The organism is Nocardioides sp. NPDC004968 (genome assembly GCF_040608935.1).
Taxonomy (GTDB): domain Bacteria; phylum Actinomycetota; class Actinomycetes; order Propionibacteriales; family Nocardioidaceae; genus Nocardioides.
Window position 1 is genome coordinate 37,677 of sequence record NZ_JBEXJF010000005.1, and the last position, 25,147, is coordinate 62,823.

At 68.9% G+C, this 25,147-nt stretch carries 20 protein-coding genes; 8 read left to right on the forward strand and 12 right to left on the reverse strand.

Features of this window, described 5'->3' with window-relative positions; genetic code table 11:
* Positions 1-106 precede the first annotated feature (106 nt).
* Together ABZU72_RS08025 and ABZU72_RS08030 are read right to left on the reverse strand one after the other, a co-directional pair.
* Positions 107-2,242, reverse strand: a complete 2,136-nt coding sequence (locus ABZU72_RS08025; protein ID WP_355018327.1) for a S9 family peptidase — start codon at positions 2,240-2,242, stop codon at positions 107-109.
* A gap of 150 nt (positions 2,243-2,392) precedes the next feature.
* Positions 2,393-3,703, reverse strand: a complete 1,311-nt coding sequence (locus ABZU72_RS08030; RefSeq protein WP_355018328.1) for a DNA polymerase IV — start codon at positions 3,701-3,703, stop codon at positions 2,393-2,395.
* Between the two features lie 137 nt (positions 3,704-3,840).
* On the opposite strand from ABZU72_RS08030, the gene ABZU72_RS08035 reads away from it, so the two are divergent.
* Positions 3,841-4,767, forward strand: a complete 927-nt coding sequence (locus ABZU72_RS08035; RefSeq protein ID WP_355018329.1) for a DUF4192 domain-containing protein — start codon at positions 3,841-3,843, stop codon at positions 4,765-4,767.
* Here ABZU72_RS08035 and ABZU72_RS08040 read toward each other — a convergent pair.
* Positions 4,764-5,219 (reverse strand): hypothetical protein, encoded by a 456-nt coding sequence (locus tag ABZU72_RS08040; RefSeq protein ID WP_355018330.1) that lies wholly within the window; start codon positions 5,217-5,219, stop codon positions 4,764-4,766. The genes ABZU72_RS08035 and ABZU72_RS08040 overlap by 4 nt on opposite strands.
* A 99-nt stretch (positions 5,220-5,318) precedes the next feature.
* On the reverse strand, positions 5,319-6,686 hold the full coding sequence (locus ABZU72_RS08045) for a nucleotide disphospho-sugar-binding domain-containing protein (protein WP_355018331.1): 1,368 nt from the start codon (positions 6,684-6,686) through the stop codon (positions 5,319-5,321).
* Here ABZU72_RS08045 and ABZU72_RS08050 point away from each other — a divergent pair.
* The 3 genes from ABZU72_RS08050 to ABZU72_RS08060 all read left to right on the forward strand — a co-directional run bounded on the left by ABZU72_RS08050 (position 6,661) and on the right by ABZU72_RS08060 (position 11,057).
* The gene (locus ABZU72_RS08050; RefSeq protein ID WP_355018332.1) at positions 6,661-7,239 is read left to right on the forward strand and encodes an HhH-GPD-type base excision DNA repair protein; all 579 of its coding nucleotides are present in this window, start codon (positions 6,661-6,663) and stop codon (positions 7,237-7,239) included. The genes ABZU72_RS08045 and ABZU72_RS08050 overlap by 26 nt on opposite strands.
* A 139-nt stretch (positions 7,240-7,378) precedes the next feature.
* Entirely contained in the window at positions 7,379-8,953 is a 1,575-nt protein-coding gene (locus ABZU72_RS08055) for an RNA polymerase sigma factor (RefSeq protein WP_355018333.1), read from the forward strand.
* Positions 8,954-9,095: 142 nt separating this feature from the next.
* On the forward strand, positions 9,096-11,057 hold the full coding sequence (locus tag ABZU72_RS08060; protein WP_355018334.1) for a peptidoglycan recognition family protein: 1,962 nt from the start codon (positions 9,096-9,098) through the stop codon (positions 11,055-11,057).
* 110 nt (positions 11,058-11,167) lie between these two features.
* Here ABZU72_RS08060 and ABZU72_RS08065 read toward each other — a convergent pair whose 3' ends face one another.
* Both ABZU72_RS08065 and ABZU72_RS08070 read right to left on the reverse strand, forming a co-directional pair.
* A complete protein-coding gene (locus ABZU72_RS08065; RefSeq protein WP_355018335.1) occupies positions 11,168-11,656 on the reverse strand; it encodes a DUF456 domain-containing protein in 489 nt (162 codons plus the stop codon).
* A gap of 87 nt (positions 11,657-11,743) precedes the next feature.
* Positions 11,744-11,950: a hypothetical protein gene (locus ABZU72_RS08070; RefSeq protein ID WP_040756289.1), complete on the reverse strand. Its 207-nt coding sequence runs from the start codon at positions 11,948-11,950 to the stop codon at positions 11,744-11,746.
* A 374-nt stretch (positions 11,951-12,324) separates the two neighbouring features.
* Here ABZU72_RS08070 and ABZU72_RS08075 point away from each other — a divergent pair, with 374 nt between their 5' ends.
* Positions 12,325-14,388, forward strand: coding sequence for a DNA topoisomerase IV subunit B (locus ABZU72_RS08075; protein ID WP_355018476.1), 2,064 nt, complete (start codon positions 12,325-12,327; stop codon positions 14,386-14,388).
* Between the two features lie 4 nt (positions 14,389-14,392).
* Positions 14,393-14,815, forward strand: a complete 423-nt coding sequence (locus ABZU72_RS08080; protein ID WP_355018336.1) for a hypothetical protein — start codon at positions 14,393-14,395, stop codon at positions 14,813-14,815.
* Here ABZU72_RS08080 and ABZU72_RS08085 read toward each other — a convergent pair.
* Positions 14,812-15,720, reverse strand: a complete 909-nt coding sequence (locus tag ABZU72_RS08085) for an RNA polymerase sigma-70 factor (RefSeq protein ID WP_355018337.1) — start codon at positions 15,718-15,720, stop codon at positions 14,812-14,814. The genes ABZU72_RS08080 and ABZU72_RS08085 overlap by 4 nt on opposite strands.
* 81 nt (positions 15,721-15,801) lie before the next feature.
* Between ABZU72_RS08085 and ABZU72_RS08090 the strand changes: the two genes are divergently transcribed.
* The gene (locus tag ABZU72_RS08090; RefSeq protein WP_355018338.1) at positions 15,802-16,791 is read left to right on the forward strand and encodes an NAD(P)-dependent oxidoreductase; all 990 of its coding nucleotides are present in this window, start codon (positions 15,802-15,804) and stop codon (positions 16,789-16,791) included.
* A gap of 25 nt (positions 16,792-16,816) precedes the next feature.
* On the forward strand, positions 16,817-17,269 hold the full coding sequence (locus tag ABZU72_RS08095) for a PaaI family thioesterase (protein ID WP_355018477.1): 453 nt from the start codon (positions 16,817-16,819) through the stop codon (positions 17,267-17,269).
* 43 nt (positions 17,270-17,312) lie between these two features.
* Here ABZU72_RS08095 and tuf read toward each other — a convergent pair whose 3' ends face one another.
* The 5 genes from tuf to ABZU72_RS08120 form a co-directional block, all read right to left on the reverse strand.
* Entirely contained in the window at positions 17,313-18,500 is a 1,188-nt protein-coding gene (gene tuf / locus ABZU72_RS08100) for an elongation factor Tu (protein WP_355018339.1), read from the reverse strand.
* A gap of 309 nt (positions 18,501-18,809) precedes the next feature.
* Entirely contained in the window at positions 18,810-19,457 is a 648-nt protein-coding gene (locus tag ABZU72_RS08105; protein ID WP_355018340.1) for a response regulator transcription factor, read from the reverse strand.
* Positions 19,454-20,623 (reverse strand): sensor histidine kinase, encoded by a 1,170-nt coding sequence (locus ABZU72_RS08110; protein ID WP_355018341.1) that lies wholly within the window; start codon positions 20,621-20,623, stop codon positions 19,454-19,456. The genes ABZU72_RS08105 and ABZU72_RS08110 overlap by 4 nt, the downstream gene beginning before the upstream one ends.
* Positions 20,624-20,628: 5 nt before the next feature.
* Complete coding sequence (locus tag ABZU72_RS08115; protein WP_355018342.1) at positions 20,629-22,797, reverse strand: MMPL family transporter; 2,169 nt, start codon at positions 22,795-22,797, stop codon at positions 20,629-20,631.
* 85 nt (positions 22,798-22,882) lie between these two features.
* A complete protein-coding gene (locus ABZU72_RS08120) occupies positions 22,883-25,147 on the reverse strand; it encodes an FdhF/YdeP family oxidoreductase (protein WP_355018343.1) in 2,265 nt (754 codons plus the stop codon).

Below are 25,147 nucleotides of genomic sequence, written 5' to 3' on the forward strand. Positions count from 1 at the left end.
TTCGATCTCTTGTCCGGTTCGACGTACGCCGCGGGCGATAAGTTGCATCGTGAGGTGAATCTCAGGGGTTTCTCATGGAGTACCCCGAGATCCCCGCAGATATGCCCTACGAAGAGGTCACCTGGTCGATCATCCAGGCAAGGCTGAACGCCCGGTCCTCCCACGCCTTGTAGCGCCCCGAGACTCCGCCGTGTCCGGCCGCCATCTCCGTCTTCAGCAGTACGTCACCAGGATTCTCTGCCGTCGCGCGCAGCTTCGCGACCCATTTCGCGGGCTCGACGTAGAGGACTCGGGTGTCGTTGATGCTGGTCTCGGCGAGGATCGGCGGGTAGTGCTGCCGGGTGACGTTCGTGTAGGGGTCGTAGGAGGACATGTAGTCGTACGTCTCCCTGTCGGCCTCCGGGTTGCCCCACTCGTCGTACTCGGTGACGGTCAGCGGCAGCGTCGCGTCGAGCATCGTGGTCAGCGCGTCCACGAACGGCACCGCGGCCACGATCGCGCCCACGGCGTCGGGCGCCTGGTTGGCGACCGCGCCCATCAGCAGCCCGCCGGCGCTGCCGCCCTCGGCGATGATCTGGCTGGGAGTCGACCAGCCCGACTCGGCGAGGTGGCGCGCGCAGGCGATGTAGTCGGAGAAGGTGTTCTGCTTCTTCAGCATCTTCCCGTCGTCGTACCAGGCCCGGCCCATCTCGCCGCCGCCGCGGATGTGGGCGATCGCGAAGCCGATCCCGCGGTCCAACAGGCTCAGCCGGGCGATGGAGAAGTAGGGGTCCATGCTGGCCTCGTAGGAGCCATAGGCGTAGAGCAGGACCGGGATCGGCCCGGTCTCGTGGAGCCCCTTCTTCGCCACGATCGAGATCGGCACCCGTACGCCGTCCTCGGCCGTCGCCCAGAGCCGGTGCTCCTCGTAGTCGTCGCGGTCGTAGCCGCCGAGCACCGGGGCCTGCTTGAGCAGGGTCAGCTCGCGGCTGCGTACGTCGTAGTCGTAGACCGAGGCCGGGGTGCGCATCGTGGTGTAGCCGAGCCGCACGACCGGGGAATCGAAGGTGGGGTTGGAGCCGGAGCCGATGGTGTAGAGCTCGTCGTCGAACTTCACCAGGTAGTCGTCGGCGACACCGTTCTCACCGAGCTCCAGGATGCGGAGCTGGGTCAGGCCCTCGCTGCGCTGGTGCACGACCAGGTGGCCCGCGAAGGCGTCGACGTCCTCCAGGCGCACGCCCTGGGTGTGGGGGACGAGCGGCTGCCACTCGGTCCGCGGGGTCGGGGCGATCGGCGCGGTGGCGATCTCGAAGTCGGGACCCGAGGCGTTGTGGGTGACCAGGAAGACGTCCTCGCCGGCGATGGTGGCGTGCTCGATGGAGTATTCGACGCCCTCCTCGCGGGCGGCGAAGACCTGCCAGCCGGCGTCGGGGTCGTCGAGGTCGAGGAAGCGGTATTCGGCGGTGATCTTCGCGGCGGTGCCGATGAACATGAACCGGTCGGACTTGGTGCGTCCCACGCCGACCCAGAACCGGTCGTCGGTCTCGTGGAAGACCAGCTCGTCCTCGTCCTGGCTGGTGCCGAGGCGGTGGCACCAGATCTTGTCGGCACGCCAGGACTCGTCGGCGGTCGTGTAGTAGAGCGCCGAGGAGTCGCGGTCCCAGGTGGCACCACCGTGGACGTTGGTGAGCTCGTCGTCGAGCAGCTCGCCGGTGGTGAGGTCCTTGACGCGTACGGTGTAGCGCTCGTCGCCGGCGACGTCGGTCGCGTAGGCGAGCAGGGTGGTCGACGGACTCACGCTGGAGCCGCCGAGGCTGAAGAAGTCGTGGCCCTCGGCGAGCGCGTCGAGGTCGAGCAGCACCTCCTCGCCGGGGAGTGCGGGCTGATCGTGGGTGACGTCGGCCGGGGTCGGTGGGGTCCAGTCGTCGGGGTCGGCGGCCTTCACCCGGCAGCTCGCACCGTACTGCTTCCCCTCGAAGCTGCGGCCGTAGTACCAGTAGCCGCGCGAGCGCGTCGGGACGCTCAGATCGGTCTCGAGAGTTCGTGCCTTGATCTCCTCGAAGATCTGCGTGCGCAGGTCGGCGAGGTGGTCGGTCTGCTCCTTGGTGTAGGCGTTCTCGGCCTCGATGTAGGCGATGACTTCGGGGTTCTCCTTCTCCCGGAGCCACTCGTAGTCATCGGTCCGGGTCAGGCCGTGGAACTGCTTGGACGAGGGCTTCTTGGGAGCGATCGGCCAGGGCGTCGAGGAGAGGGCGGCAGACATGAACGAGACCCTATCTCCGCCACCCTCGCTGGTTCGACCACGGGACCGGCACGCAAGGTGCATCGCGTAGCGCTATCGCACACCCAGGTCGCCTGGCGCGATACTGCACCCGCTCGCCGCGACGGCGAGATCGAGCTGGGGGAGTGGGCCTCAGGACTCGCTGAACGGCTGCAGGTCGGGGTCGTCGACGGCGTAGGACCTCACCGGGCCGGCAGGAGTCTCGGCGGTCTCGAAGCGTACGGTCACGACGCCGCGCCCCGAGCCCCAGACCCAGCCGCGGCCCATCTCGGCGTGGACGACGTCCATCCCGGCCGCCCAGGTCGGCCGCCGTGCCGGCTCGGGCAGGGGGAGGTCGGGCTCGGCGTCCTCGTCGGTGTCGTCGCCGAAGAGGTCCTCCTGGATCCAGTCGGCGAGCCCGGAGACGCCGACCCCGAGAAGGCGTACGCCCCCGGCCGTCTCGCCTGCGGTGAAGAGCTCGCCGAGCAGGCTCCTGGCCATGCGGGCGATGGTGCCGGCCTGGTCGGTCGGGGCGGGCAGGGTCGTGGACCGGTTGATCGTGGTGAAGTCGTAGAGCCTGACCTTGATCGTGATCGTGCGGCCGGAGAGCCCGTTCTTCTTCAGCCTGGCGGCGACCTCGCCAGCCTGCCGGGTGAGGATCTGCTCCATGAGCGGCCGGTCGGTCAGGTCGGTGTCGTAGGTGCCCTCCACGCTGACCGACTTCGTCTCGCGCTCGGGCTCGACGCGGCGGTCGTCCTGGGCCCTGGCCAGCTTGTAGAGGTTGGTGCCGTGGGACTTGCCCACCAGGCGTACGAGCTCCTCGACGCTGACCTGCTCCAGATCGGCCACCGTGTGGATGCCCGCGCGGCGCAGGCGCTCGGAGGTGGCAGGACCGACGCCGGGGATCACCTTGACGTTCATCGGACGGAGCAGGTCGAGCTCGGTGCCGGGCGCCACCACGACGAGGCCGTCGGGCTTGTCGAGGTCGCTGGCGATCTTCGCGATGAACTTCGAGCTGGCCAGACCGACGCTGGCGCTCAGGCCGCCGGTGACCTGTGCGACCTCCTCGCGGATCCTCGAGGCGGTCGCGGTGACGGTGTCGACCTCGAGGTCGGGGAGGTCGGCGGCGGCGAGGTCGACGAAGGCCTCGTCGAGCGAGAGCGGCTCGACCAGCGGGGACAGTTCGCGCAGGATCCCGAAGACCTGCTCGCTGACCTTCTTATAGGCATGGAAGCGCGGGTAGAGGAAGGCGGCGTGCCCGCACAGCGCGCGGGCCTCGCGGGTCGACATCGCCGAGCGCACGCCGAAGGTCCTGGCCTCGTAGGAGGCGGTGCTGACCACGCCGCGTCCGCCGATGCCGCCCACGACCACTGGCTTGCCGCGCAGGGACGGCTTGTCGCGCTGCTCGACCGAGGCGAAGAACGCGTCCAGGTCGAGGTGCATCACCGACGCGTGCGCTCTCATGGTGGCAACCTATCTGGCAGCGGGGACAGTCTGAGGCGGGCCGTTCACCGTCCACAGGTGCGGTTGGGGAGGCGGTTGTCCACAGGCACGGTTATTGGCGGCGAAACTGTCGGTGGGTCGCGGCGAGTGTGGGCCGCATGACCACGAAACTCTCCATCGCCCGTCCCGAGGACGTCCTGGCGGCAGTCCCCGTCCTGCTCGGCTTCCAGCCCGAGAAGTCGATCGTCATGCTGACCTTCGGCGGTGAGCATCAGGTCCATGGCAGGATCGACCTACCTCCGCCGGACGAGCTCGAGGACTGCCTGGACAGCCTGCTGCTGCCCGCCGTCCGGCACCAGGTGCGCGGCGTCCTGCTCGTTCTCTACGACAGTGGCCCGCGCTTCGGCGTGAAGCTCGCCCGCCGTCTCGCTGAGAGGCTCGCCGAGTGCGAGATCGACCTGATCGGGTGCCTGCGGGTGCAGGACAGCCGATGGTTCGACCCGCTCGGATTCCACGGCGTCTCCGAGGACGGCGTGCCCTTCGATGTCGGGGCGCATCCGTTCCGCGCCCAGGCGGTCTACGACGGACATCTGGTGCGCAGCTCGCGCACCGAGTTGGCCGCCTCGATCGCAGCGGTGCCCGAGGCCGTCGCCGAGACCGAGGCGGCGCTGGAGCAGGCGTCGTCGATGAAGATCTACGAGGTCGGCCGGCTGGTCGACGACGCGGTCGCCGGGACGGTGCTGTCGGCTGCCCAGATCGCCTCCCTGCTGCTCGCGCTGCGCGACCCGCGGCGGCGCGACGCCGCCTGGGGCGGGATGACCCGGGCGGAGGCCAAGGCCCACGTTCGCCTGTGGACCGATGTCGTACGCCGCAGCCCCGACGACCACGTCGCCCACCCGGCCGCCGTGCTGGCCTTCGCCGCTTGGCTGGGCGGTGACGGCGCGCTCGCCTGGTGCGCCCTCGACAGATGCTTCGCGAGCGAGCGTCACCACGGTCTCGGCGTGCTGGTCGCGCAGATGCTCGAGGGTGCCGTTCCTCCGACGGCCTGGGAGGAGGCGCTCACCTGGTCGGACCGTCCGGCCTAGTCGTTGCGGTAGCGCAGTCGCTTCCACCGGCGGCTGAGCCCCGAGCGTGGGTCGACCCACGCGTTGCGGGTCACCACGACGTACGTCAGGGGTGTCCCGATCTCCCGGAACGCAGCCCGGGCGGCGGCGAGCCAGCGGAGGTCGACGTCCTCGATCCCGAGGTTTCCGGCGCGAGTCAGCCACACGATCGGATCCGGCACGCCGAGCCGGCGGCGCATGCTGTGGATGATGTCGGTGCGCAGCCAATGGTCGGTGGGCTCGTCCTCGCGATGCGCATGGGCGACCTCCTTGCCGCCCGGGATGCCGAGATGGACGAGCGCCAGGAACGATCGCCGGTGCTCGGTGGCGGTGTGGTCGAGCACAGCACGTCGCAACCGCTTCTCGAGCACTGGCGAGAGCGGCTCGTGCAGCCCTTCGACGGACGTCTCGGACAGAATGGGCATGGTGGCCATGGGCCTAGCGTGCAACGGACGCAGGAATCCCGCGACCGTCTTTCCACAGGGCCCACACCGCAGGCGCGACGTCGCGTCCTTGGGTTCGCTCGCGCCGGCTCATAGCCCCGCTTCGATGATCCGGGCGGATGCTGCGGCACCATCCGCTCCGGCGTACGCCTGCTGCACCTCCGAGGCGGCGGCGCGGATGCCCGGATCGGCGAGAGTGCGACGTACGGCTGCGACGAACTCGGGCGACCCGACGTGCTTCGGCGATACCGCGATCGCGTTTCCACGCTGCTCGCACATACGCACGTGCCAGGTCTGCTCCGGCTGCAACCCCATTCCGATGAAAGGGATACCGGTGGCGCAAGCCGTCTGGATCGTGCCTTGTCCGCCATGCAGCACAGCCGCGTCGACCAAGCCGCCGAGCCGGTGCGCGGGCAGCAGTCCGGTCACGTGGACATTCGGAGGAAGCGTCTCGCCAGCGTCCAGGTAGTGGGAGATCGGGGCGATCACGTTCACTGGAAGCGTGCCGAGTGCGTGGGCGGCAGCGACGGCGAGCCGACGGTTCGCCGAGGATCCCAGGCCGAGGTAGACCAGCGGCCGCGATGCGGCTGCCAGCTCCTCGACGATCGACGGCATCGGCGCCTCGATGTGGGCGAAGATCGGCCCGACTCGCTCGAAGCCTTCCGGCAGCGTGAAGCCGTCGAGTTCCCACGGCATCTCGGTGATCAAGTTGCGATCAGCTGTGAGGAGCGAGGAGATGGTCCGCATCGGAGGCACGCCGTTCGCGACCGCTACGGTCGTGAACGAACGTGGGGCGAGCGGCGCCTTGGTGTAGACCCAGCGAAACGCGGTCGTGGCCAATCGATCCGCGAATCGCGCGACGCGCCCCCTTCCCTCCACGAGGAACAGGTGCCGTGCCTGACGCACCTGCGGCTCGGTCAGTGCGAACGGGACCGGATAGTAGAGCGGCACGCCTTCGGCACGGGCCGAGATATAGGACGTCAGGTTCGAGCCAGTCGCGACGGCCGAAGCGCTCTGCTCACGGATGACCTGCCGCTCGATCGAGACGCGGTCGGCGACCACTCGCTCGGTGAAGGGGTTCTTCAACGTCTTGCCCTGGTCGAACGCGATCAGCTGCTCGCGTTCCTTGCGCGTGAACGCAGGAGTCTGCGAGACGTACTCGAAGCCGGAATCGCGGATGAGGCCGACGTAGTCGTCCTCATAGCCCATGAACACGGCACGGTGGCCCGGACTCAACGCTCGAGCGACCTGGATCATCCGCGTGGTCTCGGCGAGGTTGAAGGTCACCGGACAGAACAGCACCGTCGCCATCGAAACGTCCCTCCTGGACCCGGGCGGTCCCACGCCCGTTGTGCCGACTGCACGAAACCGTATCGCCTTCCTGGCGGCTGCTTCGGCTTCGACCGCGTATTGCCTCGCAGGATGAGGCAGGATGTCCCTTATGCCTTCTGTCCACATCACCGGCGACGAGGCCGCCGACAATCTGCTCTCCGAGGATCCGTTCGCGCTGCTGCTGGGTATGGCCCTGGATCAGCAGTATCGGATGGAGGATGCGTTCAAGGGCGGTCACAAGCTGGTGACCCGTCTCGGCCATCTGGATCCCGCCAAGATCGCCGAGATGGACCCCGAGGAGTTCAAGGCGATCGCCTCGACGCCGCCGGCGATCCACCGGTTCCCCGGCTCGATGTCGGCGAAGGTGCAGGGGATCGCGACCATCGTCACCAACGAGTACGGCGGTGACGTCACCCGGCTGTGGACCGAGGCCGCCAGCGGCAAGGACCTGCTCAAGCGGGTCCAGGCGCTCCCGGGCTTCGGGAAGCAGAAGGCGCAGATCTTCGTCTCGCTGCTGGCCAAGCAGCTGGGAGTGCGGCCCGATGGCTGGCAGGAGGCCGTCGGTGACTACGCGCTCGATGGTTACCGTTCTGTGGCTGACGTCGTCGACGTTGCGTCGTTGCAGAAGGTACGTGACTACAAACAGCAGAAGAAAGCCGCAGCCAAAGCAGCCGGATGAGTTGCTGGGGGACATGATGCCCCGGATGGGGAATGTTCACCACCACCGTGGCAGAATGAATCTGCGGCTCTTGACGACCCCGGGCCCTGCCGCGCCCAAACTCAGTTTTTGATAAGTCTCGACCAAGTTCGACGGAGAGGTGTTCGTGTCCTCGAACGCGCGCAAGATACCTGCTGAGGTACTCGCCCACCCTGCCGTGAAGGCGCTGATCGACCAGGCCAAGCCAACCGGACGGGTCAGTCCCGACCAGGTCCGCCAGGCCAGCGAGGATGCCGCGGTCGAGCCCAGGCACCTCAAGGCACTGCTCGGTCACCTGAGCACGCTCGGCATCTCGGTGGACCTCGGCACCGCCGTCACCGGCCGTGCCGCGGCGGCGACTACCTCGACCCGCAAGACGACCACGGCCAAGGCGCCGGCGAAGAAGGCCGCCGCCAAGAAGGCGGCGGCTGCACCCACGAAGCCGGCCACCGAGGTCGCGGCGAAGAAGGCCGATGAGCCTGAGCCGAAGAAGACGACCGAGATCGACGAGGACGGCGAAGAGATCGTCCTCGAGGACGTCGAGGTCGATGTCGACGACATCGAGGTCGACGACTCGGACAACGACACCGACGAGGAGACCCCGGTCGTCCCGCTCGGTCCCGACGGCAAGAAGGTCCTGCCCGACATCCCCGACGAGCAGTTCGAGAAGGATGTCGCGGCTGATCCCACGATCAAGGAAGATGAGAAGGAGGCCTCGAAGCAGAGCTTCGTCGTCTCCACCTCCGACGACACCGACGAGCCCGAGCAGACCGTCATGGTCGCCGGCGCGACCGCCGACCCGGTCAAGGACTACCTCAAGCAGATCGGCAAGGTCCCGCTGCTCAACGCCGAGATGGAGGTCGAGCTCGCCAAGCGGATCGAGGCCGGCCTCTTCGCCGAGGAGAAGCTCGGCAAGGGCGGCAAGATCACCCCGAAGATCCTCGACGAGCTCGAGTGGATCGCCGAGGACGGCAAGCGAGCCAAGAACCACCTCCTCGAGGCCAACCTCCGTCTCGTCGTATCGCTGGCCAAGCGCTACACCGGCCGCGGCATGCTCTTCCTGGACCTGATCCAGGAAGGCAACCTGGGTCTGATCCGTGCGGTCGAGAAGTTCGACTACACCAAGGGCTACAAGTTCTCGACGTACGCCACCTGGTGGATCCGTCAGGCGATCACCCGCGCCATGGCCGACCAGGCCCGCACCATCCGTATCCCGGTGCACATGGTCGAGGTCATCAACAAGCTCGCGCGCGTCCAGCGCCAGATGCTCCAGGACCTGGGCCGCGAGCCCACCCCGGAGGAGCTGGCCAAGGAGCTCGACATGACCCCGGAGAAGGTCATCGAGGTCCAGAAGTACGGCCGCGAGCCGATCTCGCTCCACACCCCGCTGGGTGAGGACGGCGACTCCGAGTTCGGCGATCTGATCGAGGACTCCGAGGCGATCGTCCCGGCCGACGCGGTCTCCTTCACGCTCCTCCAGGAGCAGCTGCACGCGGTGCTCGACACGCTCTCCGAGCGTGAGGCCGGCGTCGTGAGCATGCGCTTCGGCCTGACCGACGGTCAGCCGAAGACTTTAGACGAGATCGGCAAGGTCTACGGGGTCACCCGCGAGCGCATCCGCCAGATCGAGTCCAAGACGATGTCGAAGCTGCGACACCCGTCCCGATCGCAGGTTCTGCGCGACTATCTCGACTGAATCTGGCTAAGATCTCCTCGAACGCCTTCCCGGACTTCTGGGAGGGCGTTCGCCATTTCCGCAGACTCGCCCGCCACAACTGCGGATTCGGCTAGGTTGCACGGGTCGGTTTGTCCGCGTCTCGGGAGGTCTCCTCGTGCCTATGCGTCTCTCACGTCCACACCAGCCGGCCCTGGCCGCGGCCGGAGCGCTGCTCGGTGGCCTGCTCGTCGCGGTGCCGATCACGGCGGTTGCCTCCGCTGCCGAGCCCGACTGGAACGCCTGCCTGGAGGGCACCACCGACCGACAGGCCGTCTTCGAGCGAGCTGCGGAGACCAGCGGGGTGCCGGCCGAGGTGCTGCTCGCGGTTTCCTACATGGAGTCGCGCTGGGATGCCCACGGGGAGGCACCGAGCACATCGGGCGGCTACGGGCCGATGCACCTGACCGACCTGCCGGCCCTGGCGAAGGACACCGAGGCCCACCCCGACCCGCTCGGCAAGGGCGACGGCTCCAACCAGGCCCGCACCACGCGCCAGCGCGAGGAGGCGGTCAGGCTTGGTGAGGTCGAGACGCTGCGTACGGCCAACGACATCACAGGGATCCCGGTCGCCGACCTGCGCGAGGACGCGGTCGCCAACATCTGCGGCGGCGCGGCGGTGCTCGCCGACTACCAGGAGGCTGCGGGCGGTGCCGACAGCCTGGCGGACTGGAGTGCGGCAGTCGGCCGCTACAGCGGGGCCGCGGACGAGGCGACCGCGCTCAAGTTCGCCCGGCAGGTGTTCGCGACGTTGAGCGCGGGGGAGTCGCGTACGACCAACGACGGCCACCAGGTCAGCCTGGCCGCGAAGCCGGTCGCCGCCAGCGAGGAAGCGGTCGGACGGCTCGACCTCGCCGAGTCCGCGACCGGGGACGCGGTCGAGTGTCCGGCGGTGCTCGGCTGCGAGTCGCTGCCGGCGCCCTACGAGCAGACCGGCGACACGATCGGCGACTACGGCAACCACGACCTCGGCAGCCGGCCCGAGGAGGGTTCGGTCGACTACATCGTCATCCACGATACCGAGACCTCCTACGACGGCACCGTGAGGCTGGTCCAGGATCCGACCTACCTCGGCTGGCACTACACGCTGCGCTCGGTCGACGGCCACGTCGCTCACCACATCCCCGGCAAGGACGTCGGCTGGCATGCCGGCAACTGGTACGTCAACAGCCACTCGATCGGGCTGGAGCACGAGGGCTACGCCGCTGACGGAGCGTGGTACACCGAGGCGATGTACCAGACCTCGGCCACCCTGGTCGGCTACCTGGCCCAGAGCTACGGGATCCCGCTGGACCGGGCCCACATCATCGGCCACGACCAGGTCCAGGGCGTCGCGCCGGCCAACGTCGCCGGGATGCACTGGGACCCGGGCCCCTACTGGGACTGGAGCCACTACTTCGACCTGCTGCGGTCGCCGATCAAGGCCGACCGGAAGTCGCGCAGCGAGATCTGGACGGTCAACCCCGACTTCGAGACGAACACCGGCAACGTGATGACCGGCTGCACCGAGGCTGGCGTCCCGTGCCCGAGCGACCGGGGCACCAACTTCGTCAACGTCTACTCCGAGCCCTCCACCGATGCTCCGCTGCTGCCGGACACCGTCGTCGGCGGGTCCGCCAAGGTCTCCAACTGGGGCCCGCGCCTGGCGGCCGGACAGAAGGTCGTCGTCAACGACCGGACCCGCTCGACGTGGTGGGGAGTCTGGTTCGGCGGAAAACAGGGCTGGATCCAGAACCCCCGCGACGTTCTCGTGCCCTCCGACGGCAAGGTCGTCACCCCGAAGCCCGGCACCACCGCGACGGTCTACGGCACGGCCTATCCGACGAAGGCCAGCGACTACCCCGACGGCGTCACGCCGCGGACGATCGCGCCGCTGCAGTACACCATCCCCGCAGGTCAGAAGTACGTCCTGGCCGACGCGACGGTGCCGACCGACTACTACAAGGCGGTCAACTTCAACTGTGCCACCGTCGACGGCGTCCCCGACTGCATCGTGATCACCGGCGGCACGACCTACTACCAGATCTGGTTCAACCACCGGATCGCGTACGTCATGGCCGACGACGTGTTGGTCGCTGACCGCTGATCACATCGATCACTTGCGTCACACCGCTCAGGGAGTTCCTGCACTTCTCGGGCATTGCAACACCTGAGAAGTGCAGGGATACCCGGTTAACCGGGTATCCCGCCCAGCGGCTACGGCGTGACGACGAGCCCCACGACCCAGGTGATGGTGGCGAGGGTGGCGGCGGTGGCGTCGATCAGGATGAACAGGCCCATCGCCTTGAGGGCGGTCCAGGTGGAGGCCCAGGCTTCACCCGCGTCACCGCCGTGGCGACGGAGCTCGGCGAGGAAGACGCCGATGGGGAAGCCGACGAAGAGGCCGACGACGGGGATCACGAAGAAACCGATGATGGCCAGGGTCGCGCCGACGATCTGGGTGGACAACGGCATCCCGGAGTCCTTGAGGTGCTTGCCGGGGATGGCGTACTTGGTGATCAGCCCGATGGCGATGAAGGCGGCGGAGATGCCGAAGATCACCCACCCGGTGGACTCTCCCAGCCAGATGGCCCAGCCGAGGATCGCGGCGGCGACGAGCAGCGCTCCGCCGGGGAGGACAGGGACGATGATGCCGGCGATGCCGAAGGCGATGGCCAGCGCGACGAGAACTTCGACGAGACTCACGGAGCGAACCCTAGCCCCGTGGCAGCCCGCGGACGCCGAAGGCCCGGACCGTCGTGGTCCGGGCCTTCGGGGAGTCGGTGGGTGGGGTCAGTTCTTCTCGGTGAGCTTGTGTGTCTCGTCGGTGATCGAGCTCGCGATCTCCTTGAGCTTCTCACCGTGCTCGCGGGCGTGGTGGGCGCAGAACAGCAGTTCGCCGCCGGAGTGGAGCTCCGCGCGTACGTAGGCCTGCGCTCCGCACCGGTCGCAACGGTCCTCGGACGTGAGCGGCGAGCTGGTGGCAACGGCAGTGGTCACATCGGCCTCATTTCTGAATCATGATTGCGCCGGGATAACGTACGTGAGTCTTGGAAGATTCCCTAGCCTGGACTCTTACCTCGGTCGCAGCTCTAATCCTTGCAGTTGTCGCTCCGGGTTGGGGATCCGGGTCGGACCTACCCCGCGGGACATCGCTGTCCGTGACAGACATTCTTACCTGTCGACCGACCATTTCGTGCATCGAAACCCGCAAGTTCCACGTAACGGACCGATCACGACGTACGTGTGCCGCCCGATGGCGCGTGGGCCGGTTGCCGCGTGCCTGCGTGAGACCCGGGCGTGTCGCACGGTAGATTTCAACCAGGAACACCCCCACGCAGTACCCCGGGAACAACGCAGTTACGCAGGAGCCGATCATCTCTGACAACACCTACAACGCCGCGCACCTCCTCGTCCTCGAGGGCTTGGAGGCGGTGCGCAAGCGTCCCGGTATGTACATCGGCTCGACCGATACCCGCGGCCTCATGCACTGTCTGTGGGAGATCATCGACAACGGCGTCGACGAGGCGCTGGCCGGAGTCGCCGGCCACGTCGAGGTGACGATGCACCCCGACGGCTCGGTGGAGGTCTACGACGACGGCCGCGGCATCCCGACGGACAAGGAGCCCCGCACCGGGCTGCCGGGCGTCGAGGTGGTCGCGACCAAGCTGCACGCGGGCGGCAAGTTCGGTGGCGGCTCCTACAACGCGACCGGCGGTCTGCACGGTGTCGGCCTCTCGGTCGTCAACGCGCTCTCCAGCCGCATGGACATCGACGTGGACCGCTCGCCGGCCCAGCAGGGGATGTCGTTCCGCCGTGGTGTGCCCGGTGTGTTCGACGGTGACGGCCCGACGGCCGCCTTCACGCCGCAGAGCGGCCTGACCCGCAAGGGCAAGCGGGTCGCCAAGGGCAAGACCGGCACCAGGGTCAGGTTCTGGCCCGACCGGCAGATCTTCACCAAGGACGCTCGCTTCGAGCTCGAGGGCCTGCTCGGCCGGGCCCGGCAGACGAGCTTCATCGTCCCCGGGCTCGAGCTGGTCATCCGCGACCAGTCCGGCGAGGACCCGGTCGAGGAGAAGTTCCGCCACGACGGCGGCATCGCCGAGTTCGTCGACTTCCTGGCCAAGGACGAGCCGGTCAGCGGCGTACTGCGCCTGCAGGGGTCGGACACCTTCACCGAGACCGTGCCGATGCTCGACGACGCCGGCCACATGACGCCGCAGGACGTCGAGCGCGAGCTCGGCGTCGACATCGCGGTGCGATGGGGCAGCGGCTACGACAACGAGATCCGCTCCTTCGTCAACGTGATCGCCACCCCGAAGGGCGGCACCCACGTCAGCGGCTTCGAGAACGCGCTGACCAAGACGTTCAACGACGCCATGCGCGCCACCAAGGTGCTCAAGGTCAACGACAAGGACATCGTCAAGGAGGACATCCTCGAGGGTCTGACCGCGGTGGTGACGGTGCGCCTGGCCGAGCCGCAGTTCGAGGGCCAGACCAAGGAGATCCTCGGCACCCCGGCGGCTCGCAGCGTGGTGCGCAAGGTTGTCGCCGCGGAGATGAAGACGTTCCTCACCGAGTCGCGGGGGGCGCAGAAGCAGCAGGCCAAGCTGGTGATGGAGAAGGTGTACGCCGCCTCCAAGACCCGGCTCTCGCTGCGTCAGCAGAAGGAGAACCAGCGGCGCAAGAACGCGCTCGAGTCCTCCGCGCTGCCCTCCAAGCTCGCCGATTGCCGCACCACCGACGACCGGGCCGAGCTGTTCATCGTTGAGGGTGACTCCGCGCTCGGCACCGCCAAGGTGGCCCGCAACTCAGAGTTCCAGGCGCTGCTGCCGATCCGCGGCAAGATCCTCAACGTCCAGAAGGCCTCGGTCGGCGACATGCTGAAGAACACCGAGTGCTCCTCGATCATCCAGGTGGTCGGGACGGGCACCGGCCGAGGCTTCGACCTGGACGCGGCGCGCTACGGCAAGATCATCTTCATGGCCGACGCCGACTCCGACGGCGCCCACATCCGTACGCTGCTGGCGACCCTGTTCTTCAAGTACATGCCCGAGCTGATCGCCGCCGGCAAGGTCTACACCGCGGTCCCGCCGCTGCACCGGATCGAGATCTCCAACCCCAAGAAGGGGATGGAGAAGTACATCTACACCTACTCCGACCCGGAGCTGCAGCGGAAGCTCGCCGAGCTGAAGAAGAAGAACGTCACCTGGAAGGACCCGGTGCAGCGCTACAAGGGTCTGGGTGAGATGGACGCCGACCAGCTGGCCGAGACCACCATGGACCCGCGCCACCGGACGCTTCGCCGGCTGACGCTGGACGACGCCGACGAGGCCGCGGCGGTCTTCGACCTGCTGATGGGCTCCGACGTCGCTCCGCGCAAGGAGTTCATCGTCGCCGGAGGCGGTCAGCTCTCCGAGACCGACCTCGACTTCTAGGGCCGTGACCTCAGCGATGGACCAGAAGGCAGCCCGGACCGCGGCGACCAAGGCGTTCAAGACGGGCGGCATGCCGCTGCGCAAGGGCCATCACCGGCTCGGTGACCCCAAGAGCGACGACATCGTCTGGTACGTCGACCTGCGCGCCCAGGGCGCCGGGCCGAGCGCGCCGCTGCGTTACGAGATCGGCTGCTGGGTCGCCGCCCTCGGCCACCCGGAGCCGGAGGGCGGTCCGGTCGACTGTCCGCTGCTACTCGACCGGCCGGTCGCGGCCACCACACCCGTCGAGATCGGCGAAGAGGTCGACGAGCTGGTGACGCTCGTCGCCGATCTCGACTCGGTTACCGCGCTGCGCGACGCGCTGGCGGAGGGAACGCTGGGGCGGCCGCTGGTGGACCAGTCGCTGCGTACGTTCCTGGACGGTTAGCGCTCCGCCAGCAGGGCGAAGAGATCTCCGACCTCGCCCAGGTGGCCGAGCTTGTCGGGGTTGAGGACGTTGTGCATGCGTACGATCCGGCCGCCGTCGACGTCGAGGGCGATGACGCCCAGCAGGGCGCCGTCGGCACCGCGGGTGAGCATCGCCGGCTGACCGTTGGCGTTGGAGAGCTCCAGACGTACGCCGAAGCGCTCGCCTTGACGCATGAGCCCGAGCAGGAAACGGGCGACGGCGACGGCGCCGAGCATCGGCTTCTGGATGGCGGGAGCCCGGCCGCCACCGTCGGCGACGAACACGACATCGTCGGCGAGCAGCCGCTCCAGACCGGCGATGTCGCTCGCGGACAGGGCGGCGACGAACTGCGAGGCGAGCTGGTCGCGGCGCTCGCGTGAGGGCTCGAACCGCGGCGTCCCGTCGGCGATCCGCTTGCGGGCACGGGTGAAGATCTGGCGGCAGTTGGTCGCGCTCTTGTCGACGACGGGGGCGATGTCCTCGTAGTCATAGCCCAGCACCTCACGCAGCACGAACACCGCGCGCTCGACCGGGGTGAGCGACTCCAGCAGGACCAGGAACGCGGTGCTGACGGTCTCGTCGAGCTCGAGGCGGTGGCTCGGGTCCTCGTCGGAGACCAGGATCGGCTCGGGCAGCCACGGGCCGACGTACTGCTCACGGCGGTGGCGGGCCGAACGCAGGGTGTCGATGGCGATGCGGGTGGTGACCGTGGTGGCGTACGCATCGAGGTTGTCGATCTCTCCCTCGGTCTGCTGAGTGCTGCGGTGCATCCGCAGGAACGCCTCCTGCACGATGTCCTCCGCCTCGGCGACGCTGCCGAGCATCCGGTAGGCGATCGAGAACATCAGCGGGCGGAGCCCGTCATGAGCGCTTGCGAGGTCCACGAGTGCAGGACCTTACGCCAGCTGTCACAGGAGCGCAGGTTGTTTCGTCGGTGGGGTCAACAACGACGAAAGGACAGAACGATGCGTATCTTCATCGCAGGCGGAACCGGTGCTGTCGGAGTCCGGATGGTGCCGCTCCTGGTGGCCGCCGGACACGAGGTCTACGGCTCGACCCGGCACGAGGCGGGCTGCGAGGCCCTGGCCGCCATGGGCGCGACCGGGATCGTGATGGACCCGCTGGACGCGCAGAGCGTCCACGACGCCGTCGCCAAGGCCGAGCCCGAGGTCGTCGTGCACCAGCTCACCGCGCTGGGCGGCCTCAGCGGCAACCTGAAGAAGTGGGACCAGGACTTCGCGATGACCAACCGGCTGCGTACCGAGGGCACCGACCACCTGCTGGCGGCGGCCCGGGCGGCCGGGGTGCGGCGGTTCATCGCACAGAGCTTCGGCGGCGGCTGGACCCACGAGCGCACCGGCGGCTGGGTCAAGGACGAGACCGACCCGCTCATCGACGACCCCGGCAAAGAGGCGCGAGGAACCCTGGCGGCGATCCGTCACCTGGAGTCCGCTGTGGTCATCTCGACAAGCTCGATACACCGCTCGACAGGCTCGACCTCCGGTGGAACCGACCTCGAAGGCGTCGTGCTCCGCTACGGCAACTTCTACGGCCCCGGCAACGCCACCTCCCGTGAGGGCGCTCTCGGCGAGATGCTGCGCAAGGGCAAGATGCCGGTGGTCGGCGGCGGGACCGGGGTGTGGTCGTTCGTCCACATCGACGACGTCGCCTCCGCGACCGTCGCGGCCCTCGACCGCGGTGCGCCGGGCATCTACAACATCGTCGACGACGAGCCGGCTCCGGTGAACCAGTGGATCCCGCTCCTGGCTGAGGAGGTGGGCGGCAGGAACCCGATGCGACTGCCGGCCTGGCTCGCCCGGCCGCTGATCGGCGAGTTCGGGGTCGCGCTGATGACCTCGGTGCGCGGCTCCTCGAACGCCAAGGCGAAGCGGGAGCTCGGCTGGACGCCGTCGTACGCCACCTGGCGCGAGGGCTTCCGGACCGGGATCGGCTGATCGTGGTTATGGTGGCGCGGTGAAGATGATCGCGTTGCAGGACGAGTGGTGGCCGACGATGACCTGCTTCGGGTGCGGGCCGGCCAACGCCCAGGGGCTTCAGCTGAAGAGCTATCCGCAGCTGGACGGGAGCGTGACCGCGACCTTCCAACCGTGGCCGCAGCACGACAACGGCGGCGGGTTCCTCAACGGCGGGATCATCGCGACCGTGCTGGACTGCCACAGCGCCGCCGCGGTGCACCAGGAGGCGTTCCTCAACGGCTGGATGCCTGCCGAGGGGGAGTCGCTGGCGTACGTCACGGCCGGGATCGACGTACGCTACCGGCGGCCGGCTCCGCTCAGGGAGCCGGTCACGCTGGTCGCCGCCACCAAGGACGCCAGCGAGGACCAGATCACCTCGCTGGTGCGGCTGGAGTGGGACGGGAAAGTCCGCGCCGAGGGCGAGGCGCTGTGGAAGCGCTGGCGCCCCCGCGACTGAGAAATGAGGAACGGCCCCCACCAGGTGGGGACCGTTCCGTTTCTCAGTCGAGCAGCTCGGTCACCGTGCCGGCGGCGACGGTGTGACCGCCTTCGCGGACTGCGAAGCCGAGTCCGACGTTCATCGCGATCGGCTTCTCCAGCTCCACTCCGAGCTCGATCGTGTCGCCGGGCATGACCAGGGCGATCTCACCCAGGTCGATCCCGCCGGGCACGTCCGTGGTCCGGAAGTAGAACTGCGGCCGGTAGTCCGCGGCGAACGGCGTGTGCCGGCCACCCTCGGAGGTGGACAGCGCGTGCAGGTTCGCCCGGAACTTCCGGTGCGGCCGTACGCTGCCCGGCAGCGCCACCACCTGGCCGCGACGGACCTCGTCGCGCTTGACGCCACGCAGCAGCACCGCCGCGTTGTCGCCCGCGTCCGCGGACTCCAGCGACTTGCCGAACGTCTCGAGGCCGATCGCCGTGCTGGTGATCGTCGCGCCGAGGCCCACGACCTCGACCGCGTCGCCGACCTTCAGCGACCCGCGCTCGACAGCACCGGTGACCACCGTCCCGCGACCGGTGATCGTGACGACGTTCTCGATCGGCATCAGGAACGGCTCCCCGAGCTCGCGCTCGGGCACCGGCACGTAGCCGTCGATCGCGTCCAGCAGCTCACCGATGGCGGCGGTCCACTCCGGGTCGCCGTCCAGCGCCTTCAGTCCGGAGACCCGGACGACAGGTACGTCGTCGCCGGGGAACCCGTACTCCGAGAGGAGGTCACGGACCTCCAGCTCGACCAGGTCGAGCAGCTCGGGGTCGTCGACGGTGTCGGCCTTGTTGAGCGCGACCACCAGGTACGGCACGCCCACCCTGCGCGCGAGCAGCACGTGCTCCCGCGTCTGCGGCATGGCGCCGTCCTGTGCGGAGACGACCAGGATCGCGGCGTCCACCTGGGCGGCGCCGGTGATCATGTTCTTCACGTAGTCGGCGTGCCCGGGCATGTCGACGTGCGCGTAGTGCCGGGTGGCGGTCTCGTACTCGACGTGCGAGATGTTGATCGTGATCCCGCGCTGCAGCTCCTCCGGAGCACGGTCGATGCCGTCGAAGGCGATGAAGCGGTTCACGCTCGGGTCGCGCTCCGCGAGCACCTTGGTGATCGCGGCGGTCAGGGTGGTCTTGCCGTGGTCGACGTGACCCATCGTCCCGATGTTGAGGTGCGGCTTGGTCCGCACGAACTGGCCCTTGGCCATGAGAGTTCCTTTGTCAGTCAGAAGATTTCGGGGTGAGCCAGGACCCTCCGGCAAGCCGTCACAGCGCTGTCACCGCGGTGAGGGGGCCGGTGCGGGCCACCCTCCTCCGCGGGTCCTGCGGGTCAGGAGGAGGGTCAGCTTCGAGCGCCGGTGCAATCGACTGACGGTGCCCACGTGGGAGCGCCCGTCAGGCTTTTGCCTGACAGGTGGTGCTCGGAAACCACGCGGAACATGCGCATCACGTTAGATCTCAACACCGGACGCGACAACCGAATTCCTCGCGCGTCAGAGAATCGGCCGAGTCGCCTCTCAGGCGGGACCGGTGCGCGTCACCAGACCGCGTTCCATCGCCACCACGACTGCATGGGTGCGGTCGCTGACGTCGAGCTTGGCGAAGACGCGGAGCAGGTGGGTCTTGACTGTCGCCTCGCCGATGACCAGGCGTCTGCCGATCTCGGCGTTGGAGAGGCCGTCGGCCACGGCCTCCAGCACCTGCTGTTCCCGTGGGGTCAAGGTCGGCTGAGCGGGCCGACGCATCCGGGCGACCAGTCGTTCGGCGACCCGCGGGGCCAGGACGGTCTCACCCCGCGCCGCAGCGTGGATCGCGGCCACGAGCTGTTCGCGGGTGGCGTCCTTGAGCAGGTAGCCGATGGCGCCGGCCTCGACCGCTCGCTCGATGTCGGTGTCGGTGTCGTAGGTGGTGAGGATGAGGGCCTTGGTACGCCGGTGGTGACCCGCGATCCGCTCGGTGGCGGCGACGCCGTCGAGGACGGGCATCCGGAGGTCGAGGAGGATGACATCTGGGTCGAGACGGTCGACGAGGTCGACGGCCTCGGCACCGTTGCCCGCGGCGCCGACGACGCTGATGGTGGGCTCGGTCGCCAGTAGAGCGGCGATCCCGTCGCGCATCACCGTGTGGTCGTCGGCCAGTACGATCCGGAGCGGCTCAGCGTTCATCCGGCACCTTCCTCGGCGTGACGGGCCGCGGTCGGGGGAAGCAGCGCGAGCACCCGGGTCCCGTCGCCCGGAGAGCTGGTGATGGTCAGATCGCCGCCGAGCTCGCTCAGCCGGCGGCGCATGCCGTCGAGGCCGAAACCTCGGGAGTCGGCGACCGTGAAGCCGCGCCCATCGTCGGTGATCTCCAGCTCGATCCCGTGCGGGTGCTCGCTGAGGACGAGGCCGACGGTGCTCGCGGCGGCGTGCTTGCGTACGTTGGCCAGGGACTCCTGCGTGGCGCGCAGCAGCCCGATGCGGGTCTGCTGGTCGCAGTCGATGTCGGTCAGCTCGTCGTGCGTCGTGATGCCGGTGTCCTCCCTGAACCGGTCCAGGGTCCGGCGCAGGGTCTCGGCGATCGACCCGGAGACGACCCCGGCGGCTGGTGAGGCACCGACCAGCGCCCTTGCCTCGGCGAGATTCTCACGGGCGGTCAGCTCGATGGACCGCAGCTGCCGGGCGCTCGTGTGATCGTCGTGCTCGCCGAGACCGGACCGCGCCGCCTCGGCCAGCACGACGATGGAGGCGAAGCCTTGAGCGAGGGTGTCATGGATCTCGCGGGCCAGCCGCTCACGCTCCTCGACAGCGCCCTCGCGACGGTGGGCGCTCGCCAGTTGCTCCCGGGTGGCCCGGAGCTCGGCGTCGAGCCGGGCGGCGCGCTCCTCGCTCCGGCGGACGACCCTGAGCACGGCGAGGCCGAGGAGCACACTGGCCAGGTAGCCCAGGACCGTGACGACGACGTTCCCCGTCAGCACCTCCCCGGTGCGCAGCACCGCGCCGGCGACCGCCGAGACGGCGGCGGCCCCGCTCAGCTCGATCGCCCGACGGGGTCCTCCGGCGAAGATCCAGAAGTGCGGGACGGACACGATGAACAGTGCCGCGTTGCCGCCCCGTAGAAAGGCCCCGACGCCCACGCCGACGACGAGCACTCCCAGGAACCAGGTGCGGCTCGCCGGGAACCGCAGGGCGATGCCGTAGGAGAGTGCGAGCACGCAGACGAGGGCCGACGACCAGTAGGGCCACAGCTCCGGGTCACCGAGTCCGGCGACGATGTTCGGTGCGAGCCCGAACACCAGCCAGACCCCGGCGGTCCACTGAAGGATCCAGCGCTGGTCGTCGGCCCTCAGCATGCCGGTCAGCCTACGGTCTCGGGGAGGCGTACGCCCGTGGTTATCGCACGCCTGCGCGAGGGCCACCAGACCCGGTCGCCGAGCAGCATCATGATCGAGGGCAGCACCAGCATCCGGATGAGGATGGCGTCGATGAGCACACCGACCGCCAGGCTGAACCCGATCTGCTTCATCTCGAGCAGGTGCAGCGGGATGAAGCTTGCGAACACCGTCACCATCACCACCGCTGCGCTGGTCACCACTCCGGCGGAGCGACCGATGCCGTCGATGACGGCCGCTCGGGTCGGCACACCGCCGAGCACAGCCTCACGGATCCGGCTGAGCACGAAGACCTGGTAGTCCATCGAGAGGCCGAACAGGATCACGAACAGGAACAGCGGCACCCGGGAGCCGATCGAGCCCATCGACGTGAAGCCGAGGAGCCCCTCGGCCCAGCTGCCCTGGAAGACGAGCGTCAGCACGCCGAGGGCGGCAGCGGCCGAGAGCAGGTTGAGCACCAGCCCGACCAGGCCCAGCACGACCGACCTGAACGCCCACACCGTGATCACGAAGGTGACCAGCAGCAGCGCCCCGAGGACCAGCGGCAGCTTGCCCTGCTGGTGCTCGGGATAGTCTGCATAGCGGGCGATCTCGCCGGTGACCGCCACCTCGGCGCCGGGCAGTCCGGCGACCGTCTCAGGGACGTAGACCGTCCGCAGCCGCTCCAGCGAGGACCGGGCCTCGGCGGAGCTGGGCAGATGCGGAACTCCGAGGTCGAGCACGCTGACCCGGCCGTCGGCTGACGTACGCAGCCGGGCGGCCCCGGCGAAGAGCGGATCTGCCTCGGCGCGTGCGCCGAGGGTCTGCAGCGCGGCGGCGACCTCGTCACCCTGGCTCGCATCTGCGCGTACGACCACCTGGTTCGTCGACCTGAGCTCGGGGAAGGCCTCGTGGAGCTGGTCGTAGGCCCGCATGGCCGGCAGGTCGCGGGAGTAGGTGTCGCGGCCGACCTCGGTCAGCTTGATGCCCAGCAGAGGAGCGGCCATCGCGAGCATCGCGACCACCGCCAGGACGAGCGTCAGGGCGGGACGGCTGCGCGTGGGGCGCAGCATCGCTGCCGAGAACCGGCCGATCTCGGGGCGCGTCGGCTTGGTGCCGCGGCGGCGTAGCGCCCACCGGTCGGCGTACGTGCCGATCTTCGCCAGCAGGGCGGGCAGGACCGTCATCGAGCTGACGACGGCGGCCACGGTGACGACGATCGCGCCGGTCGCCAGGGAGGAGAAGATGACGTCGTCGGCGAGGTAGAGCGCTGCGCTGGAGGCGGCGACCGCCACGCCCGAGACCACGACAGCCCGTCCCGAAGTGCTCGCCGCGAGCTCGACTGCGGCTTCCGCGGACAGCCGCCCACCCGAGCGGGCTCGTTCCTCGCGCTCACGCTTGAGGTAGAAGAGCGTGTAGTCGACCCCGACGGCCAGGCCGATGAGCAGGATGACGTTGGTGCCGACGCCGGCGTCCGGGACCAGGTGGGAGGCGAGCATCGAGAGGCCGACGGCTGCGGCGATCGAGGAGAGCGCCAGCACCATCGGCACGAGCGCCATCGCCAGGGACCGGAAGACCAGCAGCAGCACGAGGAACGTCACGGGCAGCGCGATCATCTCCGTGCGGGCCAGATCGTCGCTTCGCTGACCCTGGACGTCCAGGCTGATCGACGGGCGGCCCGTCTCCACCACGCGCAGATCGGGGTGGGCCCGCTGCACCGCGGTGGTCTGGGCGAGCAGGGGAGCGACATGCTCTTTGCCCTCGAGCTCGGGGCCCTCCATGGTGACGTCGACCCGGATCGCCGTACCGTCCTTGGAGAGGACCGGAGGGGCGATGGAGGCGACCTCGGGAAGGCCCGCCATCCGGGTCGTGACCTCGTCGGCGACCGCCTCCGCGTGATCGGCGTCCAGGGTGCTGCCGTCCCTCTGGGTGATGAGGACCTGCTCGAGCGGCCGCTCCTGCAGACCGCCCGCCGCCGCCATCGCCTCCGCTCGGCCGGCCTCACCGACCCGGTAGTCGGCGGAGGTGGCCGCCTGGCCGCCTCCCATCATGATGCCGGCGCCGAGGCACACGATCACGAAGACGAGCCAGCCGGCGATCGCGCGCCAGGGGTGATGGGCGCTCCAGCGCGCCATCCGTACAGGGATATCTGTCATGCATCAATGCTGTTGGCACGGGCCATGCTGCCGACAGCAGCGACCGGTTGAACCTGGGGTCCACCGATCGGTGGACCCCAGGTCCTCAGCGGGCGTCGAGGCGCACGACGACCGACTTCGACGTCGGGGTGCGGCTGCCGTCGGCGTAGGAGTCGAGCGGGATGAGGACGTTCGTCTCCGGGAAGTACGCCGCGGCGGAGCCTCGCGGGGTGGCGTACGCGACGACGCGGAAGCCCTCGGCGCGGCGCTCGCCGTCGGTCCAGACCGAGACGATGTCGACGGTGTCGCCGTCGGCGATGCCGAGCTCGAGGAGGTCTTCGGGGTTGACGAAGACGACGTGGCGCCCGCCCTTGATGCCGCGGTAGCGGTCGTTGTAGCCGTAGACCGTGGTGTTGAACTGGTCGTGGGAGCGCAGGGTCTGCAGCAGCAGGTGGCCCGGGGGAGCCGATACCGCGGTCAGCGGGTTGGCGGTGACCCGGGCCCGGCCGGTCGCGGTGTTGAAGGTGCGCGAGTCGCGCGGGCCGTTGGGCAGGGAGAAGCCCCCGGGCGTCTTCAGTCGGGTCTCGAAGTCCTCGAACCCGGGGATCACCGCGGAGATGTGCCAGCGGATCCGGGAGTAGTCCGAGCCCATCGTGGCCCAGTCGACGCCCTGATCCGAGCCGAACAGCGCCTCGCCGATCGCGCAGACGATGCCGACCTCGCTGCGCAGCTCCTTCGAACCGGGTAGCAGCCGGCCGTGGGAGGCGTGGACCATGCCCATCGAGTCCTCGACGGTGACGTACTGCTCGCGGCCGCCGGTCTCGTCGCGCTCGGTGCGGCCCAGGCAGGGGAGGATCAGGCCCTCGCGGCCGTGGTGGAGGTGGCTGCGGTTGAGCTTGGTCGAGATCTGGACGGTGAGGCCGACGTTGGCCAGCGCGGCCGTGGTGACGGCGGTGTCGGGGGTCGCGGCGGCGAAGTTGCCGCCCAGGGCGAGGAAGACGTCGACGGCGCCGTCGCGCATCGCCTCGATCGCCGCGACCACGTCGAATCCGTCCTCACGCGGCGGCGTGATCCCGAACTCGGCACCGACCGCGTCGAGGAACCACGCCGGCGGCTTCTCCCAGATGCCCATCGTGCGGTCGCCCTGGACGTTGGAGTGGCCACGGACCGGGCAGGCGCCCGCGCCGGGCTTGCCGATGTTGCCACGCAGCAGCAGGAACGAGGCGATCTCGCGGATCGTGGCGACCGAGTTCTTGTGCTGGGTCAGTCCCATCGCCCAGCACACGATGACGCGCTCGCGGGACTCGACCAGGTCGGTCAGGGACTCGATCTCCTCGCGGGAGATGCCGCTGAGCCGGGTGATCTCGTCCCACTCCATCGCCGCCCACGCCTGCGCCGCGACCTCGAAGCCGTCGGTGTGCTCCTCGATGAAGGGGTGTGCGATGGCGTCGCGCTCGACGAGCAGCTTGTTGATACCGGCGAACAGCGCCAGGTCGCCGTTGACCTGCACGGGCACGTGGACGTCGGCGAGCTGGGTGCCGACGCCGGTGACGCCGCGTACGGTCTGGGGATTGCGGAACCGCCCCATCCCGGCCTCGCGCAGCGGGTTGATCGACACCACCTTGGCGCCGTTCTCCTTGGCGGACTCGAGCGCGGTCAGCATCCGCGGGTGGTTGGTGCCGGGGTTCTGGCCGACCACGAAGATCAGGTCGGAGTGTTCGGCGAGGTCGTCGTACGTGACCGTGCCCTTGCCGATGCCGATGACCTCGCCGAGCGCGGTGCCGCTGGACTCGTGGCACATGTTGGAGCAGTCGGGCAGGTTGTTGGTGCCGAGCTGGCGGGCGAGCAGCTGGTAGACGAACGCGGCCTCGTTGGACGCCCGGCCGGAGGTGTAGAAGACCGAACGGTCGGGGTCGGTCGCGCGCATCCGATCGGCGATCAGCGAGATCGCGTCGGACCAGGTGATGGGGGAGTAGTGGGTTTCGCCGGGGGCGATGTACATCGGCTCGGTCAGCCGGCCCTGCGACTCCAGCCAGTGGTCGTCGCGCTCGTTGAGGGAGGCGACCGAGTTGGCCGCGAAGAAGTCGCGGTCGACCCGCTTGCGGGTCGCCTCCCACGCCACCGCCTTGGCGCCGTTCTCGCAGAACTCCGCCGCCTTGCGGTGGTCAGGGTCCGGCCAGGCGCACGAGGGGCAGTCGAAGCCGCCGACCTGGTTGACCTTGAGCAGCGTCTGCAGGCTGCGTCTGGGGCCCATCTCGCGCAGCGCGTACTCCATCGAGTGGGCCACCCCGGGAAGCCCCACCGCAGCCGTCTCCGGCTTGTGGACGCGGAGGGTGGGTTCGGGCAGGTCTGTGGAGTGCTCGGTGCTCAC

Coding starts and splice junctions, on each gene's coding strand:
- ABZU72_RS08025 (WP_355018327.1), bottom strand. CDS start 2,242: ATGTCTGCCGCCCTCTCCTCGACGCCCTGGCCGATCGCTCCCAAGAAG.
- ABZU72_RS08030 (WP_355018328.1), bottom strand. CDS start 3,703: ATGAGAGCGCACGCGTCGGTGATGCACCTCGACCTGGACGCGTTCTTC.
- ABZU72_RS08035 (WP_355018329.1), top strand. CDS start 3,841: ATGACCACGAAACTCTCCATCGCCCGTCCCGAGGACGTCCTGGCGGCA.
- ABZU72_RS08040 (WP_355018330.1), bottom strand. CDS start 5,219: ATGGCCACCATGCCCATTCTGTCCGAGACGTCCGTCGAAGGGCTGCAC.
- ABZU72_RS08050 (WP_355018332.1), top strand. CDS start 6,661: ATGTCCCTTATGCCTTCTGTCCACATCACCGGCGACGAGGCCGCCGAC.
- ABZU72_RS08045 (WP_355018331.1), bottom strand. CDS start 6,686: ATGTGGACAGAAGGCATAAGGGACATCCTGCCTCATCCTGCGAGGCAA.
- ABZU72_RS08060 (WP_355018334.1), top strand. CDS start 9,096: ATGCGTCTCTCACGTCCACACCAGCCGGCCCTGGCCGCGGCCGGAGCG.
- ABZU72_RS08090 (WP_355018338.1), top strand. CDS start 15,802: ATGCGTATCTTCATCGCAGGCGGAACCGGTGCTGTCGGAGTCCGGATG.
- ABZU72_RS08095 (WP_355018477.1), top strand. CDS start 16,817: ATGATCGCGTTGCAGGACGAGTGGTGGCCGACGATGACCTGCTTCGGG.
- tuf (WP_355018339.1), bottom strand. CDS start 18,500: ATGGCCAAGGGCCAGTTCGTGCGGACCAAGCCGCACCTCAACATCGGG.
- ABZU72_RS08105 (WP_355018340.1), bottom strand. CDS start 19,457: ATGAACGCTGAGCCGCTCCGGATCGTACTGGCCGACGACCACACGGTG.
- ABZU72_RS08110 (WP_355018341.1), bottom strand. CDS start 20,623: ATGCTGAGGGCCGACGACCAGCGCTGGATCCTTCAGTGGACCGCCGGG.
- ABZU72_RS08115 (WP_355018342.1), bottom strand. CDS start 22,797: ATGACAGATATCCCTGTACGGATGGCGCGCTGGAGCGCCCATCACCCC.